The following is a 17,975-nucleotide window of genomic DNA, read 5'->3' on the forward strand; positions in this document are numbered from 1 at the left end:
CTTTCAGGCGCACGGCCTCTTCAACGGCGATTTCGTCAAAGGGGTTCATGCTCATCTTCACGTTGGCGATGTCCACACCCGTGTTGTCCGACTTCACGCGGACCTTCACGTTGTAGTCCACCACGCGCTTGACAGGGACCAAGACCTTCATTGCTGCGGCTCCTAGAGAGTTGATTGAATTGACGTTTACGTAAACTAGAACATTCTATGTCGCACTGCAGCGAAAGCGCTACGGAGCCACCACACAGACTGCACAATCACAAAAAAGAACGATCGTGCTTTTTGTGAATTATAGGCGAGTGAACCCGGCCAGTGTCTAGAGTTTGCTGTCGCCTGCGCTACCGGGCCCCCGCCGGGGTATCACCCTGCAACTGGATCAGCCCGCCGAAGCCGGTGCTGGCGCGGGCGCCCCGGCAGGCGACATCGCTCCAGGGACTGCGCCATCGACCTGGACATGCATGACCCGCTGGGGGTAAGGGATTTCGATCTGGTGGGCCCGCAGCGCACTCAGGATGGCCCGGTTGATGTCCGAGCGCAGTCCCAGCGACCCGTTTTCAGGGTCCGCAATCCAGAAGCCCACGGTGAACTCCAGCCCGTCGGCACCGAAGGCCGACAGCGCGGCGCTGGGGGCCGGGTCACGCAGCACACGCGGGCTGACCAGGGCGGCATTAGTCAGCAGTTGGGCCACCTGGTCCACATCGCTCTCATAGGCCACGCTGACCACGGTGGACATCCACACGCGCGGGTCAGACAGCGACAGGTTTTCCACCCGCTGGGTGATCAAAAGTTCGTTGGGCACGATGGATTCGCGCCCCGAGGGCGATCGAATGACGGTGTAGCGGGCATTGATCTGCGTGATGCGCCCCTCGAACGTATCGAGTTTGACGTTGTCGCCAATGCGCATGCTGCGCTCGGCCAGGATCACAAAACCGCTCACATAGTTGGCCGCCAGCTTCTGCAGGCCAAAGCCAATGCCCACGCCGACTGCACCGCCCAGCACCGACAGCGCAGTCAGGTCGATGCCCACCGACGACAAGGCCACCAGCAACCCCACGAACACGAGCAGCGCCCGTACCGCATTGCTCACCGCCTTGCGCAGCGACAGCTCGGCACCCGTGGCCGAGCGCAGCAGGCGCGACTCGATGGCCGCCGAGATCCACAAGGCAATCAGCAACACCGCACCCGCAGTGACCGCACCTTCGATGATGGTGCGCACCGACAGCGTGGCCCCGCCCACCTTCCAGTGGATCTGGTCCAGTTCGTCGAGCACCAGCGGCAGCAGCCCGGTGACCCACAGCACCATGCCCAGCCAGGCCATCCAGGAGATGGAGCGCTCGATAGGCCGCACCCAGGCAGCGTCCGGATAGGCCACCTGCAGCACCTTCACGCCGATGCGAATGACCACCAGCGCCACCAGCACCGGGATTGCGACCTTGAAAGCGGCCAGCGCCACCCAGTGGTGCAGCAGCGTGCGCGCGATGTAGGCCAGACTCAGCAACACCAAAGGGAACAGCGCGCCATCCACGATCCGCAAACCAAACAGGATGGAGCGGGGGTCCCCCCGGCGCAGGCCCCGCTGCAACAGCGCTACCAGTCCCCAGGCCAGCCCCACGCAGACCGCAAGGGCCGCCAGCTCCACCAGCACCGTGGGGCTGAGAAAGGCCTGCACCCACAGGCCTACGTCGTCGAGCATTGCCTTGTCCATCGTGCGAGACCTCAACGCTTCCAGGCGGGCTGGCGCTTCTCGGCAAAGGCGCGGGCGCCTTCCTGGGCGGCGGCATCCATCATGTTGGTGGCCATGGTCTGGCCCGCCAGCTGATAGGCGGCATCCATGCCCAGCTCACGCTGCTGGTACACCAGCGCCTTGCCCATAGCCAAGGCCACGCGCGGCTTTTGCAGAATGGACTGCACCAGTTGCTCGACCTCGGCATCCAGAACATCCGCAGGCACCACCCGGTTCACCAGCCCTTGCGCGAGTGCAGTGGGCGCATCCATGAAGTCGCCGGTGAGCAACATTTCCATCGCCCGCTTGGCGGGCACATTGCGCACCAGCGGCACGCTCGGTGTTGCGCAGAACAGGCCGTAGTGGATGCCACTGGTGGCAAAACTCGCGCTGTCGGCCGCTACTGCCAAGTCACACTGCGCCACCAGCTGGCAGCCTGCGGCCGTCGCCATGCCCTGAACCCTGGCGATCACGGGTACTGGCAGCTTGTGGATGGTCAGCATCATGCGGCTGCATTGCGCAAACAGCTTTTGGTAGTACGCCAGGTCCGGGTTCGCCGCCATGTCCTTGAGGTTGTGCCCCGCACAGAAGGCCTTGCCTGCTGCGGCCAGCACCACCACGCGCACAGATTCGTCGCGGCCCGCTTCGTCCAGCGCCTGTTGCAGGACTGTCAGCATTTCAGAGCCCAACGCATTGAAGCGTGCAGGGTCGTTCAAAGTGAGGGTGATCACACCGCGCGTATCGCGGGTGATCAGCAGCAGCTCGTCAGAATTTGGAATCGTCATGTTGTTTCTCCTGTGCACAGCAATGCGAGGGGCGTTTGAAACAGGCGCGCATGAGGCCAGTGCCACCGTGGACCTGGCTCCGCCAGGCCACGGGTGGCGTCCCCCTCAGGGGGAAGACGCCGCAGGCGGCTCAGGGGGAGTCAAAGGTCAGCCAGGACCCGCAAATGCGCCTCCACACTGCGTGCCAGCGGCCCCATCACGTAGCCACCCTCCAGGCACGACACGATGCGGCCCTTGGAGTAGCGCCGGGCCACATCCTTCACGCGCTGGGTGATCCAGGTGTAGTCCTGCTCGGTCAGGCCCAGCTGGCCCATGTCGTCCTCGCGGTGGCCATCAAAACCGGCGCTCACAAAAATCATCTCGGGCTTGAAGGCCTCCAGCCGGGGCATCCACATCATCTCGATGATCTCGCGGATGTCCATGCCGCGTGTGTACGCGGGCACTGGCACGTTGACCATGTTGGGGGCAGGATCGTGGTCGCCGCTGTAGGGGTAGAACGGATGCTGGAAGATGCTCACCATCAGCGCCCGCGGGTCATTGGCCAGGATGTCCTCCGTGCCATTGCCGTGGTGCACGTCAAAGTCCACCACCGCCACGCGCTGCAGGTTGTACCGCTGCAGCGCATATTTCACCGCCACCGCCACGTTGTTGAAAAAGCAAAAGCCCATCGCTTTGTCGCGGCAGGCATGGTGCCCCGGGGGGCGCACGGAGCAGAACGCGTTTTCGACCTCGCCCGCCATCACCGCGTCGGTGGCTGCCAGCGCAGCACCTGCAGCACGCAGCGACGCCTTCCAGGTGTGGGCGTTGATGGAGGTGTCGGTGTCAATCTGCGCATAGCTGGGGCCGCCGGCCATCAGCTCTTCGTTGAGCCGGTCAGACATCCCGCGCAAGGCGGCGATGTGCATGCGGCCATGGGCCAGTTCGATGTCGGCCAGCGAGGCTTCCGGGGCTTCGTAGCGCTCCAGCGCATCTCCCACGCCAGTGACCAGCAAACGGTCTTCAATCGCATCCAGCCGCTCGGGGCATTCGGGGTGGCCCGGGCCCATCTCGTGCTTCCAACAATCCCGATGGGTGAAATAGCCCGTCTTGCTCACAGTCTTGTCCCCGCGTCTCGCATTTTTTGCCGTTTTTCGGATAACGTCGTGCCATGAATGCACAGCACAAGATCAAATCGCTTCTGGATCAGCTTAACACGGTGATCGTGGGTAAAAAGGCCCAGGTTCAGGACTGCGTGGCCTGCCTGCTGGCGGGGGGGCATCTGCTCATTGAAGACGTGCCGGGTGTGGGCAAGACCACACTGGCGCACGCGTTGTCCCACGCCTTTGGGCTGCAGTTTTCACGCGTCCAGTTCACTGCCGACCTCATGCCCAGCGACCTGACCGGCGTGTCGGTGTACGAACGTGGCAAGGAAGCCTTTGTGTTCCATCCCGGCCCGGTGTTTGCCCAGGTGCTGCTGGCCGACGAAATCAACCGCGCCAGCCCCAAGACGCAAAGCGCCCTGCTGGAAGCCATGGAAGAAAAGCAGGTGTCGGTCGAGGGTGAAACCCGCGCCCTGCCCCACCCCTTCTTCGTGATCGCCACCCAGAACCCACACGACCAGCTGGGCACCTTTGCGCTGCCCGAGTCACAACTTGACCGCTTCTTGATGCGCATCTCCATCGGCTACCCCGACCGCGCCGCCGAGCGCCTGCTGCTGTCGGGGGCCGACCGGCGCGACATGGTGAGCAGCCTGCTGCCCCTGCTGTCCGCCGACGAATTGGCCGAGCTGCAGCGCCAGGTGCAGGCCGTGCACACCGCAGATCCCCTGCTCAACTACGTGCAAGACCTGATCGCCGCCACCCGCTCGGGCCGCTGGTTCTTGCAGGGCCTGTCGCCCCGCGCGGGCATTGCCATGCTGCGCGCCGCCAAGGCCCAGGCGCTGATCAGCGGGCGCGACTACGTGGCGCCTGACGATGTGCAGGCCGTGCTGCCGCAAACCATTGCCCATCGCCTGGTGCCCGTGGGCGACGCCGGGCGCGGCGCGGTCGAGCAGGTGCGCGCCATGGTCGATGCCGTGCCGCTGCCCTGATCGATGGAATCCGCCGCCCACCCTTCCCTCACGACGACCACGGGCTGGCGCGGCCTGGCCGCGCGGCTCAGCCCCGTGGCGCGCCTTCGCAGGCGCTTCCAGCGCTGGTGGCAGGCACGCCTGCCGCTGTCCGACACGCTGCAGCTCACCCAGCGCAATGTCTACATCCTGCCCACCAGCTCGGGCTGGATGCTGGCGCTCACGCTCGTGGTGCTGCTGGTGGCCTCCATCAACTACCAGCTCAACCTGGGCTACCTGCTGACCTTTTTGCTGGCTGGCAGCGCGGTGGTGGGCATGCACATCTGCCACGCCAACCTGCGCGGGCTGACGCTGCACCTGAAGGCACCCGAGCCACATTTTCTGGGCACCAGCACGGCGTTTGAGATCCAGCTGTCCAGTGATCGCAAGTCGCCGCGTTATGGCATTGCCCTGGCCGTGCACGGCACCGGCAAGGCCGAACACCACTGGGCCTGGACCGATGTGCCCGCCCAGGGCCAGGCCAGCGTGCAGGTGGCCTTCCAGCCCGGGCGCCGGGGGCTGCACCGCGTGCCCACCCTGACGGCCGAAACGCGGTTTCCGCTGGGCACCTTCCGCGTGTGGACCTATTGGCGCCCTGCTGCCGAGGTGCTGGTGTACCCCGCGCCGGAGGTGCCGCCACAACCCCTGCCGCCGGGCGAGCCCCGCGCCGGGGGCACGGGCAACGCGCCGTCGCAGGGCATTGGCGAATTCGACGGCGTGCGGGCCTACCGGCGGGGCGACCCGCTCAAACTGGTGGTCTGGAAGAAAGCGGCGAAGTCGCTGGCCACCGGCACCGATGACCTGGTGAGCCGTGACGCGCAACAGGCCCAGCGGCACGAGCTGTGGCTGGACCTGGCCCACGCCGCCTTGCCCAACCATGAGGCACGCGTGTCGCGCCTGACGGCCTGGGTGCTGCAAGCCGACCGCCTGGGCCTGGACTATGGCCTGCGCCTGCCCGGCACCGAGATCGCGCCCGACACGGGGGCCGCCCACCGCCGCCGCTGCCTGGAGGCGTTGGCCCTGTGTTGACCTGCCACTGCCCATTCCTGCCGAATTTGGCCCCTATCGGCTCCAAGCGCATATTCTTATTGCCCGAATAGCTATCAAATAAATAGCAACATGAAATCCATCCCCCCCCGTTCCACCGCTCAGCCATGACCCTGCGTCAGACGCTCAACGCACTGCCGCGCGACACGCGCGACACGCTGTTCCTGCTCGTCGTGATTGCGTGGGTCATCGCCCCGCAGGTCAACGTGTTGCCTGTATGGGCGAGCCTGCTGGCGGCCGGACTGATGCTGTGGCGCGGCTGGCTGGCCTTCAAGGGCCGCCCGCTGCCGACGCGCTGGGTGCTGGCCGTTCCGCTGGTGATCGCGGTGGCGGGCACGCTGTACACCCACCGCACCATCCTGGGCCGCGATGCCGGGGTGACGCTGATCGTGATGCTGCTGGCGCTCAAGATGCTGGAACTGCGCGCGCGGCGCGACGCGCTGGTGGTCTTCTTCCTGGGCTTCTTCACGATGCTCAGCAACTTCTTCTTCTCGCAGTCGCTGTTCACGGCCGCTGCCATGCTGGTGGCGCTGCTGGGGCTGCTCACGGCCCTGGTCAACGCCCACATGCCTGTGGGGCGGCCACCGCTGTCGCAGGCACTGCGCACCGCAGGCACCATGGCGCTGCTGGGCGCGCCCATCATGGCGGCGCTGTTCATGCTGTTCCCGCGCATGGCGCCGCTGTGGGGCATGCCCAGCGACACCATGAGCGGGCGCAGCGGCCTGTCGGGTGTGATGAAGGTGGGCAACATTGCCGAGCTGGCGCTGGATGACACGGTGGCCATGCGCGTGCGGTTTGACACCCCTGACGGCGCCGCGCCACCGCAGAGCGACCTGTACTTCCGCGGCCCGGTGTTCGGCACCTTCGACGGCGTCGAATGGCATCCGGTGTCACCCCGCCCCGGCGACTATTCGCAGGCACGCGCCAGCACCGTCGCCAATCTGCGCGTGCAAGGCCAGCCCGTGCGCTACGAAGTGACGCTGGAGCCCCACCAGCGCCCCTGGCTGCTGCTGCTGGACGCTGCGGTGGACAAGCCCGCCGTGGCCGGCATGGAGACCTTCATGACACAGGACCTGCAGTGGCTGACCACCCGCGCAGTGACCGATGTGGTGCGCTACAAGGCCGAAAGCTACCCACAGTTTGCCCACGGTCCCAGCGCCCCCAACGCCGCCCTGCGCACCTATACCGAGCTGCCCACCGGCTTCAACCCCCGCACGCTGGCGCTGGCCCAGCAACTGCGCAACGACCCCCAGCTCAACCCCAACCCCGCGCAAGACAACGCCGAGGCGCTCGTCAATGCCGCCCTGAACCGCCTGCGCACCGGCGGATATGTGTACACGCTGGAGCCCGGCGTGTACGGCCAGCACACGGCCGACGAGTTCTGGTTTGACCGCAAGGAAGGGTTTTGTGAACACATCTCCTCGGCCTTTGTGGTGCTGATGCGTGCGCTCGACATCCCGGCCCGCATCGTCACCGGTTACCAGGGCGGCGACCGCAACCCGGTGGACAAGCTCTGGACCGTGCGCCAGAGCGACGCCCATGCCTGGGCCGAAGTCTGGCTCTCCGGCCGGGGCTGGGTGCGGGTGGACCCCACGGGCGCCGTGTCGCCTGGCCGCACGGGGGCCTTTCAGCGGCTGCGCGCGCCCCAAGGGGCGTTTGCCACCGCCATGGGCACGGTGATCAGCCCAGGCGTCGCGCAGAACCTGCGCGCCGTGTGGGAGGCCGTCAACAACAGCTGGAACCAGTGGGTGCTCAACTACACGCAAAGCCGCCAGCTGGACCTGCTCAAGTCTCTGGGCTTTGAGTCGCCCAGCTGGCAGGACCTCACCATGGTGCTGGGCATCCTGATCATCGTGGCAGCCCTCGGAGGCATGGGCTGGAGCCTGTGGGAGCGCAGCCAGCACGACCCCTGGCTGCGCCTGCTGGCCCGCGCGCGCCAGCGCCTGGCCCGTGCCGGGCTGGTGGTGCCCGACACCCTTCCGCCACGGGCCATGGCCGAGCGGGTACAGGCACAATTCGGCGCACCCGCTGCGGCCGTGGCCGACTGGCTGCTGCGGCTGGAACGCGTGCGCTACGCTCCCCACCCCGAGGCCGCCCTGGGCGATTTGCGGCGGGAGTTTCGGAGCATTGCCTGGCCAAAGCAGTGAATCATCCCCCTGAGCGGCTGCGCCGCTTCCCCCTTCTCTCGCGCTTTGCGCGGGAAGGGGGACGATGCCCTCGCTGCGGGGCGGCCTTTGCTCGGCATCCCTGGTCACAGGGCGCGTCAGTTTCAAAGCACCGGGCCCTACAAAGCTACAACCATTGACATGAAGAAGACAGCACCATGGACCACGACAGCTATATTTTTGATAGCTGCCTGTGCATTACCCGCTAGCGCAAAGCCCGAAAATCAACCCAAACCGGCGGCCCAGAAGGCACATGCCAAAGCCGGCCAGGCCCACCAGGGGCGGGCCAGTGCCAAGGCCCCGGAGCTCTACGCATCGCGCCCTGAGGCCATGGACTTTGCCGACGACCTGGCCGCGCGCCGCGACCTGGACCGTGAATGGGTGCGCCAGGCCATTGGGCAGGCGCATTTCTTGCCACAGGTGCCCCGCCTCATGCTGCCGCCCGCCAAGGGCACGGCCAAGAACTGGCGCGTGTATCGCAGCCGTTTCATCGACCCCATCCGCATCCGTGCAGGCGTGCGGTTCTGGCAGGAGAACCAGGCCATGCTGGAGCGTGCCGAGCGCGAGTTTGGTGTGCCCGCAGAGATCATCGTGGGCATCATCGGAGTGGAGACCATCTACGGCCAGCAGATGGGCACCTTCCGCGTGATGGACGCGCTGGCCACGCTGGCGTTCGACTTTCCCTCCGCCCACCCGCGCGCCAAGGAGCGCACCGAATTCTTCCGCCGCGAGCTGGAGCAGTTCCTGAGCCTCACCAACCGCAGCAACACCGACCCGTTTGAGCCACGCGGCAGCTATGCCGGCGCCATGGGCCTGGGCCAGTTCATGCCATCGAGCTGGGTGCGCTACGCGGTGGACTTTGATGGCGACGGCCGCGTGGACCTGTTCAAGAGCCCGGCCGACGCCATCGGTTCGGTGGCCAACTACTTCCGCGGCCACGGCTGGACGCCGGGCATGCCCACGCACTTTGGGGTGGAGTTCGACAATGCGCGCCTGCAGCTGGACGACCTGCTCGCCCCCGACATCCTGCCCACCTTCAGTGCCGCCAGCATGTTGGCCAAGGGCGCTGTGCTGGATGCCCAGGGCGTGCAGCACACGGGCCCGCTGGCGCTGGTGGAACTGCAAAACGGCAACGATGCGCCCAGCTACGTGGCGGGCACCGAAAACTTCTACGCCATCACGCGCTACAACTGGTCAAGCTACTACGCCATGGCCGTCATCGAGCTGGGGCGCGAGGTGGCGGCAGCGCGCTGACCGCTGACCCACCGCTGCGAGCCACTCGCCGAACGGCGCAACCCGGGGGTTTCTGCGGGCTCGGAGCCCCCGCCCAGCACACTTGCGCAAGTCAGTCCACAATGCCCGGCTTTGACCGCTTGCACAGCGGCCCGGCCACGGCGGAACGCCCTGGCCCTCCCAGAGAACCCTCCCAATGCCTGCATCACCTTCTCCAGCACCCGACACGGACGCCATCGTCCGTGTACGCGGCCTGAGCAAAACCTACGCCGGCGGCTTTCAGGCACTCAAGAACATCGACCTGGACATCCGGCGCGGCGAGATCTTTGCCCTGCTGGGGCCCAATGGCGCGGGCAAGACCACGCTGATCAGCGTGATTTGTGGCATGAGCAATGCCACGGCGGGGTCCGTCACGGCCGATGGGCACGACACGGTGCGCGACTACCGCGCAGCACGTGCTGCGATTGGCCTGGTGCCCCAGGAGCTGCACACCGACTCGTTCGAGACGGTGTGGGCCACGGTGAACTTCAGTCGGGGCCTGTTTGGCAAGGCCCCCAACCCCGCGTACATCGAGAAAATCCTCAAGGACCTGTCGCTGTGGGACAAGAAGGACAACAAGATCCTCGCGCTGTCGGGCGGCATGAAACGCCGCGTGCTGATCGCCAAGGCGCTGTCGCACGAGCCCAAGATCCTGTTCCTGGACGAGCCCAGCGCCGGCGTGGATGTGGAGCTGCGCCACGACATGTGGCGCCTGGTGCGGGAACTGCGTGACGCGGGCACCACCATCATCCTGACCACCCACTACCTGGAAGAGGCCGAGGACATGGCCGACCGCATCGGCGTGATCCGCAAGGGCGAGTTGATCGTGGTGGAAGACAAGGCTGTGCTGATGCGCAAGCTGGGCAAAAAAGCGCTGGCCATCACGCTGCAGCAGCCCATGGCGCAAGTGCCCGCACCGCTCGCCCGCTGGCCTCTGGCCCTGAGCCAGGGCGGCACCGTCCTGACGTACACCTTCGACACGCAACAGGAAGACACCGGCATCGCCGCCCTGCTGCGCGCCCTGACCGAGCACGGCATCGACTTCAAGGACCTGCACTCCAGCGAAAGCTCGCTCGAAGACATCTTCGTCAGCCTGGTGCACCAGGACAAGGTCCCAACCCCTTCGCCCCAGAAAGCGATCCCAGCATGACCGGTGTGAACCTGCATGGCGTGCGCGCCATCTACCGCTTTGAAATGAACCGCGCCTTCCGCACCTGGATGCAGAGCCTTATTGCGCCCGTGCTCACCACCGCGCTGTACTTCATCGTCTTCGGCTCCGCCATCGGCTCGCGCATGGGCGACATCGGCGGGGTGAGCTATGGCGCCTACATCATCCCCGGCCTGCTCATGCTGTCGCTGCTCTCCGAGAGCATCTCCAACTCGGCCTTTGGCATCTACATGCCCAAATGGTCGGGCACCATCTACGAGCTGCTGAGCGCGCCGGTCAACTGGGTGGAGGTGCTGCTGGGCTACGTGGGCGCGGCGGCCAGCAAGTCGCTGCTGGTGTCGGTGCTCATCCTGTCCACCGCCCGGGTGTTCGTTCCGTACGAGGTGGCGCACCCGGTGTGGATGGTGGGCTTCCTGGTGCTCACGGCCGTCACGTTCTGCCTGTTCGGCTTCCTGATCGGTCTGTGGGCCGACAGCTTTCAAAAGCTGCAGGTCATCCCGCTGCTGGTGATCACGCCGCTCACCTTTCTGGGTGGGGCGTTTTACAGCATCAGCATGCTGCCGCCGTTCTGGCAGACCGTCTCGTTGTTCAACCCGGTGGTCTATCTCATCAGCGGGCTGCGGTGGGCGTTCTATGGTCACGCCGACGTGCACATCGCGGTAAGCACCAGCATGACCTTGGTGTTCATGGCCCTGTGCCTCGCCGTGGTGCGGTGGGTGTTCAAGACCGGCCACCGCATCCGGCGCTGAGCGCCATCGCCCCGGCCTCCCGGGGCGAATCCACGCATCAATAGCGCTGCATCTGGCAGCTGTGCGGCTGCTGCGCCTTGGCCGCTGCAATCTGCCGCACCACGCGGAAGCCATAGCCCGAGCCTTCCACGTCGAACTTCACGCCGGGCGCGCCTTTCTTGTCCATCACGCCCACAGCCAGGGCCTGCTGGAACTGGTGGTCTGCCGCGCGCATGGATCCACCCTGGCCGGCCAGTTGCACGTTGGCCGACTCCATCTGGCGCGCGACGGCCACCACGTCGGTGCTGCCTGCACGCTCGATGGACTGGGCAAGGGCCTCCACCATCAGCTGCATGCGCATGTGCACGTAGTCGTCCTGCGGCTTGGGAAAGCGCGTGCGGAAGGACTGGTAGAACGCCTCGCTCTGCGCACCGGGCACGTTGGGCAACCAGTCGGCAACGGCCACCACCTTGCCGATGCCAGCGTCGCCAAGCGCGGCGGGAGCGCCCAGCGCATTGCCGTAGAAGGTGTAGAAGCTGCCCTCGTAGCCCACGTCGCGCGCGGCCTTGACCAGCAGCGTGAGGTCGTTGCCCCAGTTGCCGGTGACCACGGCCTGCGCGCCGCTGGTCTTGATCTTGACGGCATAAGGCGCAAAGTCCTTCACGCGGCCGATGGGGTGCAGCTCTTCGCCCACCACGGCCACGTCGGGGCGCTGGGCAGCCAGTTGCTTCTTGGCCTCGCGCAGCACGGCCTGGCCAAAGCTGTAGTCCTGGCCGATGAGGTACACGCTCTTTAAGGCCTTGTCCTCGCGCATCACCTCCATCAGCGCGGCCATGCGCATGTCGGCATGGGCATCAAAGCGGAAGTGCCAGAAGCTGCACTTCTCGTTGGTGAGGATGGGGTCCACCGCCGAGTAGTTGAGGAACAGCACGCGCTTGTTCGGCTCGCGCTCGTTGTGCTTGTTGATGGCCTCGATCAGCACGGCCGCTGTGGACGACGAATTGCCCTGCAAGATGACCTGCGCGCCATCGTCAATCGCCGCGCGCAGGGCGGACAAGGCCTCTTCGTTCTGGCCCTTGCTGTCGTAGCGCTCCAGCACCAGCGGGCGGGGGCCGCCGCTGCTGGCAGGCAGCTGCACGCCGCCGCGTGCGTTCACGCGCTCCATGGCCCAGTAGATGTTGCGGTACACGGCCTCACCGGTATTGGCGAACGGGCCCGAGAGGCTTTCGATGAGCGCCAGCTTGACCGGCTTGGCCTGGGCCAAGCCTGCGGGGGCCGGCGCCTGCGCTTGCGCAGCAGGCGCCAACGCCACGGCGCCTGCAAAGGCCAATGCCGCCGCCCAAACGGTGCGACGTAATGCCGCTGCGCCTGATTTCAAGCCCACAGATTGCAATTTATTCATGGCATTTTTCCCTTGAAATGCGGCGTGGCCGCACACACCTCTCTTCCATGCGGCGACCACGTCGAGAGCCGCGCAGTGTATAGGAGTTACCCATGATCTTCGCCCCCGTGATCCGCCGCGCCGCTTATTCCCAAGCCCCACGTTCCGCCGACTTGGCGCTGCAGCGTTTTCTGATGGGCGCGCTGGCACAGCCTGCCGCAGCACCTGCCACAGGCTGCACCGTGACGCAGGACGAAAAGGCCACCACCCTGCAGCTGGATGTACCCGGCCTGGCCCGAGAGCAGCTCTCGATCAGCATTGAAGGCCAGGTGGTGCAGGTGCAAAGCGTGGAAGGCGCACCGCGCAAGGTGCAGCGCGCATGGGAACTGCCCACCGAGATCGATGCCAACGCCAGCACCGCCAAGCTGGAAAACGGTGTGCTGACCCTCACGCTGGTCCGCCTGGAGCCGGTCAACAAGTCAGTGCAGCTGGTGGTCCACTGACCTGGAGGCTCATCCGTCCTTTTCGCGAATTATTTGTTAGCAACAACCGCTTGAAATGCTTGCGCTTCAAGCGGTTACTGCATCTACACTGCTTATTGAAACGCCCCTATCCCACCCCCCGGCTGCTGCGTCACTGTGGGATAGACTGGCGGCCTCCTGTGCCACCTGATGGATGGATTGCCAGGGTGAATAAGTAAGGGCCCGGGCCTTGGGTGCCATCCTTTCCCCAGACTGCCATGGCCTCACTGGAACATCTCTCTGCCGTCCATGCCACCTTGCTGGTGGGTATTCTTCTCGAATGCTTCGCTGCACTGGGATGGCTGCTTGCGGCGGCCCTACTGCCTTCCATGCGCCGTGCTACCGCACACTGGGCAGGTTTTGCATTGCTGCAGGGAATGGCCTTCTTCTTGTACCTCAACAGCGGGCGCTGGCCAGATTTTCCGGTACACGCAATCGACAACATGCTGTTTGTTGCGGCCTTCGTGTTGCAGGTGCGAGGCCTGTACCTCTTGATGGGGCATCGCCCACCAGACAAGGTATTCCTCGCAGTATTGTCCCTCTCCGGCCTCGCTCAATGGATGTGGGTAGCGCACGAACAGTCTGCCTGGCGCATGGCAACGTCGTCGCTGGTCGCCGGCACCCTCTGCGTCTGGACCGCAGTGACCCTGCTGCGCTGCATTCGCGAGGAGAGCCCACATGCACCGCGCCTGCTGGGTCCAATGCTAAGCGCCCCTTCGGTCATCGGCAGTACGCTGCTCGCACTGCGCGCCGTCGTCGTGATGTTGGAGCCGGAACGCGTGATACAGAGCGACCGCCTCGACCAATCTATCGGCATGCTGGGCGCCCTGTCCTGGCTGTTCCTGTCATTGAGCATGGCCCTGGCGCTCGTAGGGCTGGTGCTCTACAAACTGCAGCGTAAGCTCAGCCAGGCGGCCACACATGACGCCCTCACCAAGCTGCCCAACCGCCGCGCGGCCGACGACTTCATGGCCCATGAAGCCCTGCGCGCGCAGCGGTACGGCACACCGCTGTCTGCGCTGATGGTCGATATCGACTTTTTCAAAAAGGTCAACGACCAGCACGGCCACGCTGCGGGTGACCATGTGCTGCAAACACTGGCCGGGTTGCTCAAAGACCGTGCCCGCGCCACCGACCTGGTGGCGCGGTGGGGCGGCGAAGAGTTTCTGGTACTCCTGCCCGACACCTCACTGGCAGGTGCACAGCGAATGGGCGAGCAAATGCGATTGGCGGTGCTGGGCACACCCTTTCGCTGGCAACAAACGGCCGTTCCAATCACCGTCAGCATCGGCGCGGCCACATGGAGCAGCGGGCCGTTTCGGGCCAATGCGCTGGTGGCCAGCGCTGACAAAGCCCTGTACCAAGCCAAAACAAGCGGCCGCAACCGCGTCTGCCTGGCCGACAACTGCGCGCCCCTGGCTGCGGACGACAATGCGGCAGAAATCCAGGGTGATTGCATTCACTAGGGATCCGTTGCACGAATCGAGCGGTAAGTGGGTCCTGCGGATCGGAGTGGACTGCCAGACGCAAAACGCAGCAATAGCTGCAGCTATTGCGAGTACTTGCAACACTGCAGCCCACCCGAGTCCGCAGATGCACACGGCGCGTTGATTCGTGCAGAGGGTCCTTAGCGCCTGCCAAATATTCCCCAGAGGCTTCACGCCAGACAGCAAAATAACCCCACTCGCCCCGCTTTACTCATGCCGCAGCGCATCGATGGGGTCCATGCGGGCAGCGCGCCGTGCCGGGAAGTAGCCAAACACCACGCCAATGCCCGCAGAGAAAAGAAACGACAGCAAATTCACCCCGGGGTTGAACAGGTAGGGCACCCCCATCAGCCCCGATAGCGCCAAGGACGCGCCCGTGGCCAGCACGATGCCGATGAGCCCACCCAGCGCGGCCAGCACCACGGCCTCGATCAGGAACTGCAGCAGCACCTCGCGCTCCAGCGCGCCGATGGCCAGGCGCAGGCCGATCTCGCGTGTGCGCTCGGTCACGCTCACCAGCATGATGTTCATGATGCCGATGCCGCCCACCAGCAGACTCACGGCCGCCACCGCACCCAGCAGCGTGGTCAACACCTTAGTGGTGCCCGAGAGCGTGTCGGCCAGCTGCTTGGTGTCGAGCACATTGAAGTTGTCTTCGTCCGATTCCGACAGCTTGCGCAGCTCGCGCAGCAGTTGGGTGAGGCTGGCCTTCACCCGCTCGGGGTCGCTGCCGTCCTTCATCGACACCAACAGCGTATTCACCCGAGTGTTGCCCGTCACGCGGCGCTGCAGCGTGCGCAGCGGCACCAACACGGTGTCGTCCTGGTCGTTGCCAAACGCACCCTGCCCTTTGGACGCCAGCACGCCCACCACCTCGCACGAAAACGCCTTCACGCGCAGCTGGCCACCCACGGCATCGGCCGTGCCAAACAGCTCGCGCCGCACGGTCTCGCCGATCAGGCACACAGCGGCACCGGCGCGCAATTCGGCGTCGGTAAAGACGCGGCCAGTGCGCACCGTCCAGTTGCCGGTCTCCAACCAGGCGTTGGTGCTGCCGATCACGCTGGTCGTCCAGTTGCGCCCGCCCACCACGGCGGTGGCGGCGGCGCGCGCCTCGGGCGCCACGGCCAGGATGCCGCCGATCTGCTGCGCGATCACGTCGGCATCGGTGTCCTTGAAGGCCGGGGCGCCCGTGCCGCCGCCGGGCCCCATGCGTTGGCCGGGGCGCACCTGCAGCAGGTTGGTGCCCAGGCCCGATATCTGGTTCTGGATGGCCAGCGTGGCGCCGTTGCCCAGCGTGACCATGGTGATCACCGCGCTCACGCCGATCACGATGCCCAGGATGGTGAGGAAAGAGCGCATCAGGTTGCGCCGGATGGAACGCAACGCCAGCAGCAGGGTGTTGAGCAACATCAGTGGCCTCCCGCATCCGAACCGGCCACCGCCGGCAGGGCCGATGCTGCATCAGCGTCCAGTCCCTTGGGGTGTGGGTTGGCCGCATCGCTGTCCACCACGCCATCCACAAACCGCACGATGCGCCGCGCGTACTGCGCCATGTCGGGCTCGTGCGTGACCATCAGCACGGTGATGCCGTGGTCCACGTTCAGGCGCCAGAGCAGTTCCATGATCTCGTAACTGCGCTGGGTGTCGAGGTTGCCGGTGGGCTCGTCGGCCAGCAGCACATCGGGCTCGGTGACGATGGCGCGCGCAATAGCCACGCGCTGCTGCTGCCCGCCCGACAGCTCGGCGGGCGTGTGGTGTTCCCAGCCCTTGAGGCCCACGGCCTCCAGCGCGCGCGCGGCCGCAGCGTGGCGCGCGGTGGCCGACTCGCCCCGGTACAGCAGGGGCAGCTCCACGTTCTCTTGCGCCGAGGTGCGCGCCAGCAGGTTGAAGCCCTGGAACACAAAGCCAAAGTAGCGCCGCCGCAGCCGTGCCCGCTCGTCGCGCGAGAGTGACTCCACATGCACGCCCTTGAACAGGTATTCGCCCGTGGTGGGCCGGTCCAGGCAGCCCAGCGTGTTCATGGCCGTGGACTTGCCCGAGCCGCTGGGGCCCATGATGGCCACAAAGTCGCCCTGTGCAATGTCCAGGTCCACGCCCTTGAGCGCCTGAAAGGCCAGCGCCCCTTCGCCATAGACCTTGGTCACGCCACGCAGGCGGATGATGGGGGTGTCGCCCGCCACGCTCATGGCTTGGCCCCGGCCGCGCGCTGGTCGGTGATCACGGCCATGCCGGGCGTGAGGCCCTCGCCCGTGACCTCGGTGTGGCGGCCATCGCTGATGCCCACCTGCACATCGATGGGCTTGGCGGCACCGTCCTGCAGCACCCACACCTGCCGCGTCTTGCCCGCGCCATCGCCTGCCTCACCCCCAGCACCCGGCTTGCGTGGGCCCGAGCCAGACCGTGGCATGCGGGGCATGAGCTGCGACATGATGCCGCCGCCGCTGCCGCTGCCCGATGCGCCGGGCTTGGCGCCACTCGCCCCGGGTTTCGCATCGGCCCCTGCGGCCTGCGCAGGCGTGAAGCGCAGCGCCGTGTTGGGCACCAGCAGTACATCCTTGCGCTCGGTGGAGGTGATGGTGGCCGCCGCCGTCATGCCGGGGCGCAGGCTCATGTCACCGTTGTTCACTTCCAGCCAGGTGATGTAGGTGACCACGTTGTCCGTCTTGGTGGAGCCAAACGACACGCGCGTGACCTGGGCCGGGTAGCGGCGCGAGGGATAAGCGCTGACCGTAAAGCTCGCGTCCTGCCCCACCTTGACAGAACCCACATCGGCCTCGTCCACGCTCACATCCAGCCGCAGCCGCGTGAGGTCTTCGGCCACGGTGAACAGCGTCACTGCTTGCAGCGATGCGGCCACGGCGTTGCCAGGCTCCACCGTGCGGGTCAGCACCACACCGTCGATGGGCGAGCGGATGGAGGCCTTGGACAGGTTGGTCTCATCGGTAGACAGCGCGGCGCGTGCGTCTTCCACCGTCGCCCGCGCGCTGGTTTCGTCGGCGCGGGCGCGGTCGAGCGTGGCGCGGCCTGCGTCCAGCTCGGAGGCCGATGGCACCTTGCCGCCTGACAGGCGGGCGACTTCTTCGAGCCGGCCAAAGTTGGCAACGGCCTCCTTGGTGGTGGCCGCAGCCTGGGCCAGCCGGGCCTGCGCCGACGCCAGCGAGGCGCGTGAGCGCAGCACCTGAGATTCGAGCTTGGCAGTGTCCAGCTCTACCAGCAACTGCCCCTTCTTCACCTTGTCGTTCACGTCTACCAGCACCTTGCGCACCGTGCCCGACAGCTCGCTGCCAATGGTGACTGAGCGCGTGGGCTGCAGCGTTCCGTTGGCCGACACGGTGAGGGTGAGATTGCCCCGGCGTAGCTCTTCGGTGACGTAGGTGGGTGCAGTGCTGGCGCTCTGGCGCGACTGCCAGGCGTAGACACCGCCCCCCACCACCAGCAATGCCACCACTCCCAGCCACAGCGAGGTGCGCTGCCACCAGCGGCGCGGACGGTCGGCGCCCAGCAAGGCACTCAGATCGGCTGGGGCGGCTTTGGCGGGTGTAGAAGAAGCTGAGGTGTCGGTGTTTGGCATGGGAAGTGAATCAGAAAATAGGGAGCTGGCGGTCTATG

Annotated in this window: 15 protein-coding genes and 1 pseudogene; 8 read left to right on the forward strand and 8 right to left on the reverse strand. The window is 66.0% G+C overall.

Annotated elements, in window-relative coordinates; translation table 11 throughout:
• The 4 genes and pseudogenes from ISS20_RS10835 to ISS20_RS10850 all read right to left on the reverse strand — a co-directional run.
• Positions 1-151: pseudogene (locus ISS20_RS10835) on the reverse strand (electron transfer flavoprotein subunit beta/FixA family protein); the annotation flags it as partial.
• Positions 152-376: 225 nt separating this feature from the next.
• Positions 377-1,705 carry a mechanosensitive ion channel domain-containing protein gene (locus ISS20_RS10840; RefSeq protein WP_291436474.1) on the reverse strand — a complete coding sequence of 443 codons (1,329 nt, stop codon included), beginning with the start codon at positions 1,703-1,705 and terminating at the stop codon, positions 377-379.
• 11 nt (positions 1,706-1,716) lie between these two features.
• Positions 1,717-2,508, reverse strand: a complete 792-nt coding sequence (locus tag ISS20_RS10845) for an enoyl-CoA hydratase (protein ID WP_291436476.1) — start codon at positions 2,506-2,508, stop codon at positions 1,717-1,719.
• 140 nt (positions 2,509-2,648) lie between these two features.
• Complete coding sequence (locus ISS20_RS10850; protein ID WP_056058384.1) at positions 2,649-3,554, reverse strand: histone deacetylase family protein; 906 nt, start codon at positions 3,552-3,554, stop codon at positions 2,649-2,651.
• A gap of 101 nt (positions 3,555-3,655) precedes the next feature.
• Here ISS20_RS10850 and ISS20_RS10855 point away from each other — a divergent pair, with 101 nt between their 5' ends.
• From ISS20_RS10855 to ISS20_RS10880, 6 genes are all read left to right on the forward strand, one after another.
• Positions 3,656-4,576: a MoxR family ATPase gene (locus ISS20_RS10855; RefSeq protein WP_291436479.1), complete on the forward strand. Its 921-nt coding sequence runs from the start codon at positions 3,656-3,658 to the stop codon at positions 4,574-4,576.
• A 3-nt stretch (positions 4,577-4,579) separates the two neighbouring features.
• Entirely contained in the window at positions 4,580-5,623 is a 1,044-nt protein-coding gene (locus tag ISS20_RS10860; RefSeq protein ID WP_056058379.1) for a DUF58 domain-containing protein, read from the forward strand.
• A gap of 125 nt (positions 5,624-5,748) precedes the next feature.
• A complete protein-coding gene (locus ISS20_RS10865; protein ID WP_291436482.1) occupies positions 5,749-7,788 on the forward strand; it encodes a DUF3488 and transglutaminase-like domain-containing protein in 2,040 nt (679 codons plus the stop codon).
• Positions 7,789-7,947: 159 nt separating this feature from the next.
• Positions 7,948-9,060 (forward strand): lytic murein transglycosylase B, encoded by a 1,113-nt coding sequence (gene mltB / locus ISS20_RS10870; protein ID WP_291436484.1) that lies wholly within the window; start codon positions 7,948-7,950, stop codon positions 9,058-9,060.
• Between the two features lie 175 nt (positions 9,061-9,235).
• The gene (locus ISS20_RS10875) at positions 9,236-10,228 is read left to right on the forward strand and encodes an ABC transporter ATP-binding protein (RefSeq protein WP_056058370.1); all 993 of its coding nucleotides are present in this window, start codon (positions 9,236-9,238) and stop codon (positions 10,226-10,228) included.
• Positions 10,229-10,233: 5 nt separating this feature from the next.
• Complete coding sequence (locus tag ISS20_RS10880) at positions 10,234-10,995, forward strand: ABC transporter permease (protein WP_056744038.1); 762 nt, start codon at positions 10,234-10,236, stop codon at positions 10,993-10,995.
• 37 nt (positions 10,996-11,032) lie between these two features.
• Here ISS20_RS10880 and ISS20_RS10885 read toward each other — a convergent pair whose 3' ends face one another.
• A complete protein-coding gene (locus ISS20_RS10885) occupies positions 11,033-12,376 on the reverse strand; it encodes a branched-chain amino acid ABC transporter substrate-binding protein (RefSeq protein ID WP_291436487.1) in 1,344 nt (447 codons plus the stop codon).
• A gap of 92 nt (positions 12,377-12,468) precedes the next feature.
• Here ISS20_RS10885 and ISS20_RS10890 point away from each other — a divergent pair, with 92 nt between their 5' ends.
• Positions 12,469-12,858 carry an Hsp20/alpha crystallin family protein gene (locus ISS20_RS10890; protein ID WP_291436488.1) on the forward strand — a complete coding sequence of 130 codons (390 nt, stop codon included), beginning with the start codon at positions 12,469-12,471 and terminating at the stop codon, positions 12,856-12,858.
• 236 nt (positions 12,859-13,094) lie between these two features.
• On the forward strand, positions 13,095-14,342 hold the full coding sequence (locus ISS20_RS10895; RefSeq protein ID WP_291436490.1) for a GGDEF domain-containing protein: 1,248 nt from the start codon (positions 13,095-13,097) through the stop codon (positions 14,340-14,342).
• Positions 14,343-14,570: 228 nt separating this feature from the next.
• On the opposite strand, the gene ISS20_RS10900 is transcribed toward ISS20_RS10895, so the two are convergent.
• The 3 genes from ISS20_RS10900 to ISS20_RS10910 are packed head-to-tail and all read right to left on the reverse strand — an operon-like array spanning position 14,571 to position 17,937.
• Positions 14,571-15,776: an ABC transporter permease gene (locus ISS20_RS10900; protein ID WP_291436492.1), complete on the reverse strand. Its 1,206-nt coding sequence runs from the start codon at positions 15,774-15,776 to the stop codon at positions 14,571-14,573.
• Positions 15,776-16,552: an ABC transporter ATP-binding protein gene (locus tag ISS20_RS10905; RefSeq protein ID WP_291436494.1), complete on the reverse strand. Its 777-nt coding sequence runs from the start codon at positions 16,550-16,552 to the stop codon at positions 15,776-15,778. Before ISS20_RS10905 ends, ISS20_RS10900 begins: the two co-directional genes overlap by 1 nt.
• A complete protein-coding gene (locus tag ISS20_RS10910; RefSeq protein WP_291436496.1) occupies positions 16,549-17,937 on the reverse strand; it encodes an efflux RND transporter periplasmic adaptor subunit in 1,389 nt (462 codons plus the stop codon). The genes ISS20_RS10905 and ISS20_RS10910 overlap by 4 nt, the downstream gene beginning before the upstream one ends.
• Between the last annotated feature and the right edge of the window lie 38 nt (positions 17,938-17,975).

It is taken from the genome of Acidovorax sp. (assembly GCF_016783915.1).
Taxonomy (GTDB): domain Bacteria; phylum Pseudomonadota; class Gammaproteobacteria; order Burkholderiales; family Burkholderiaceae_C; genus Acidovorax.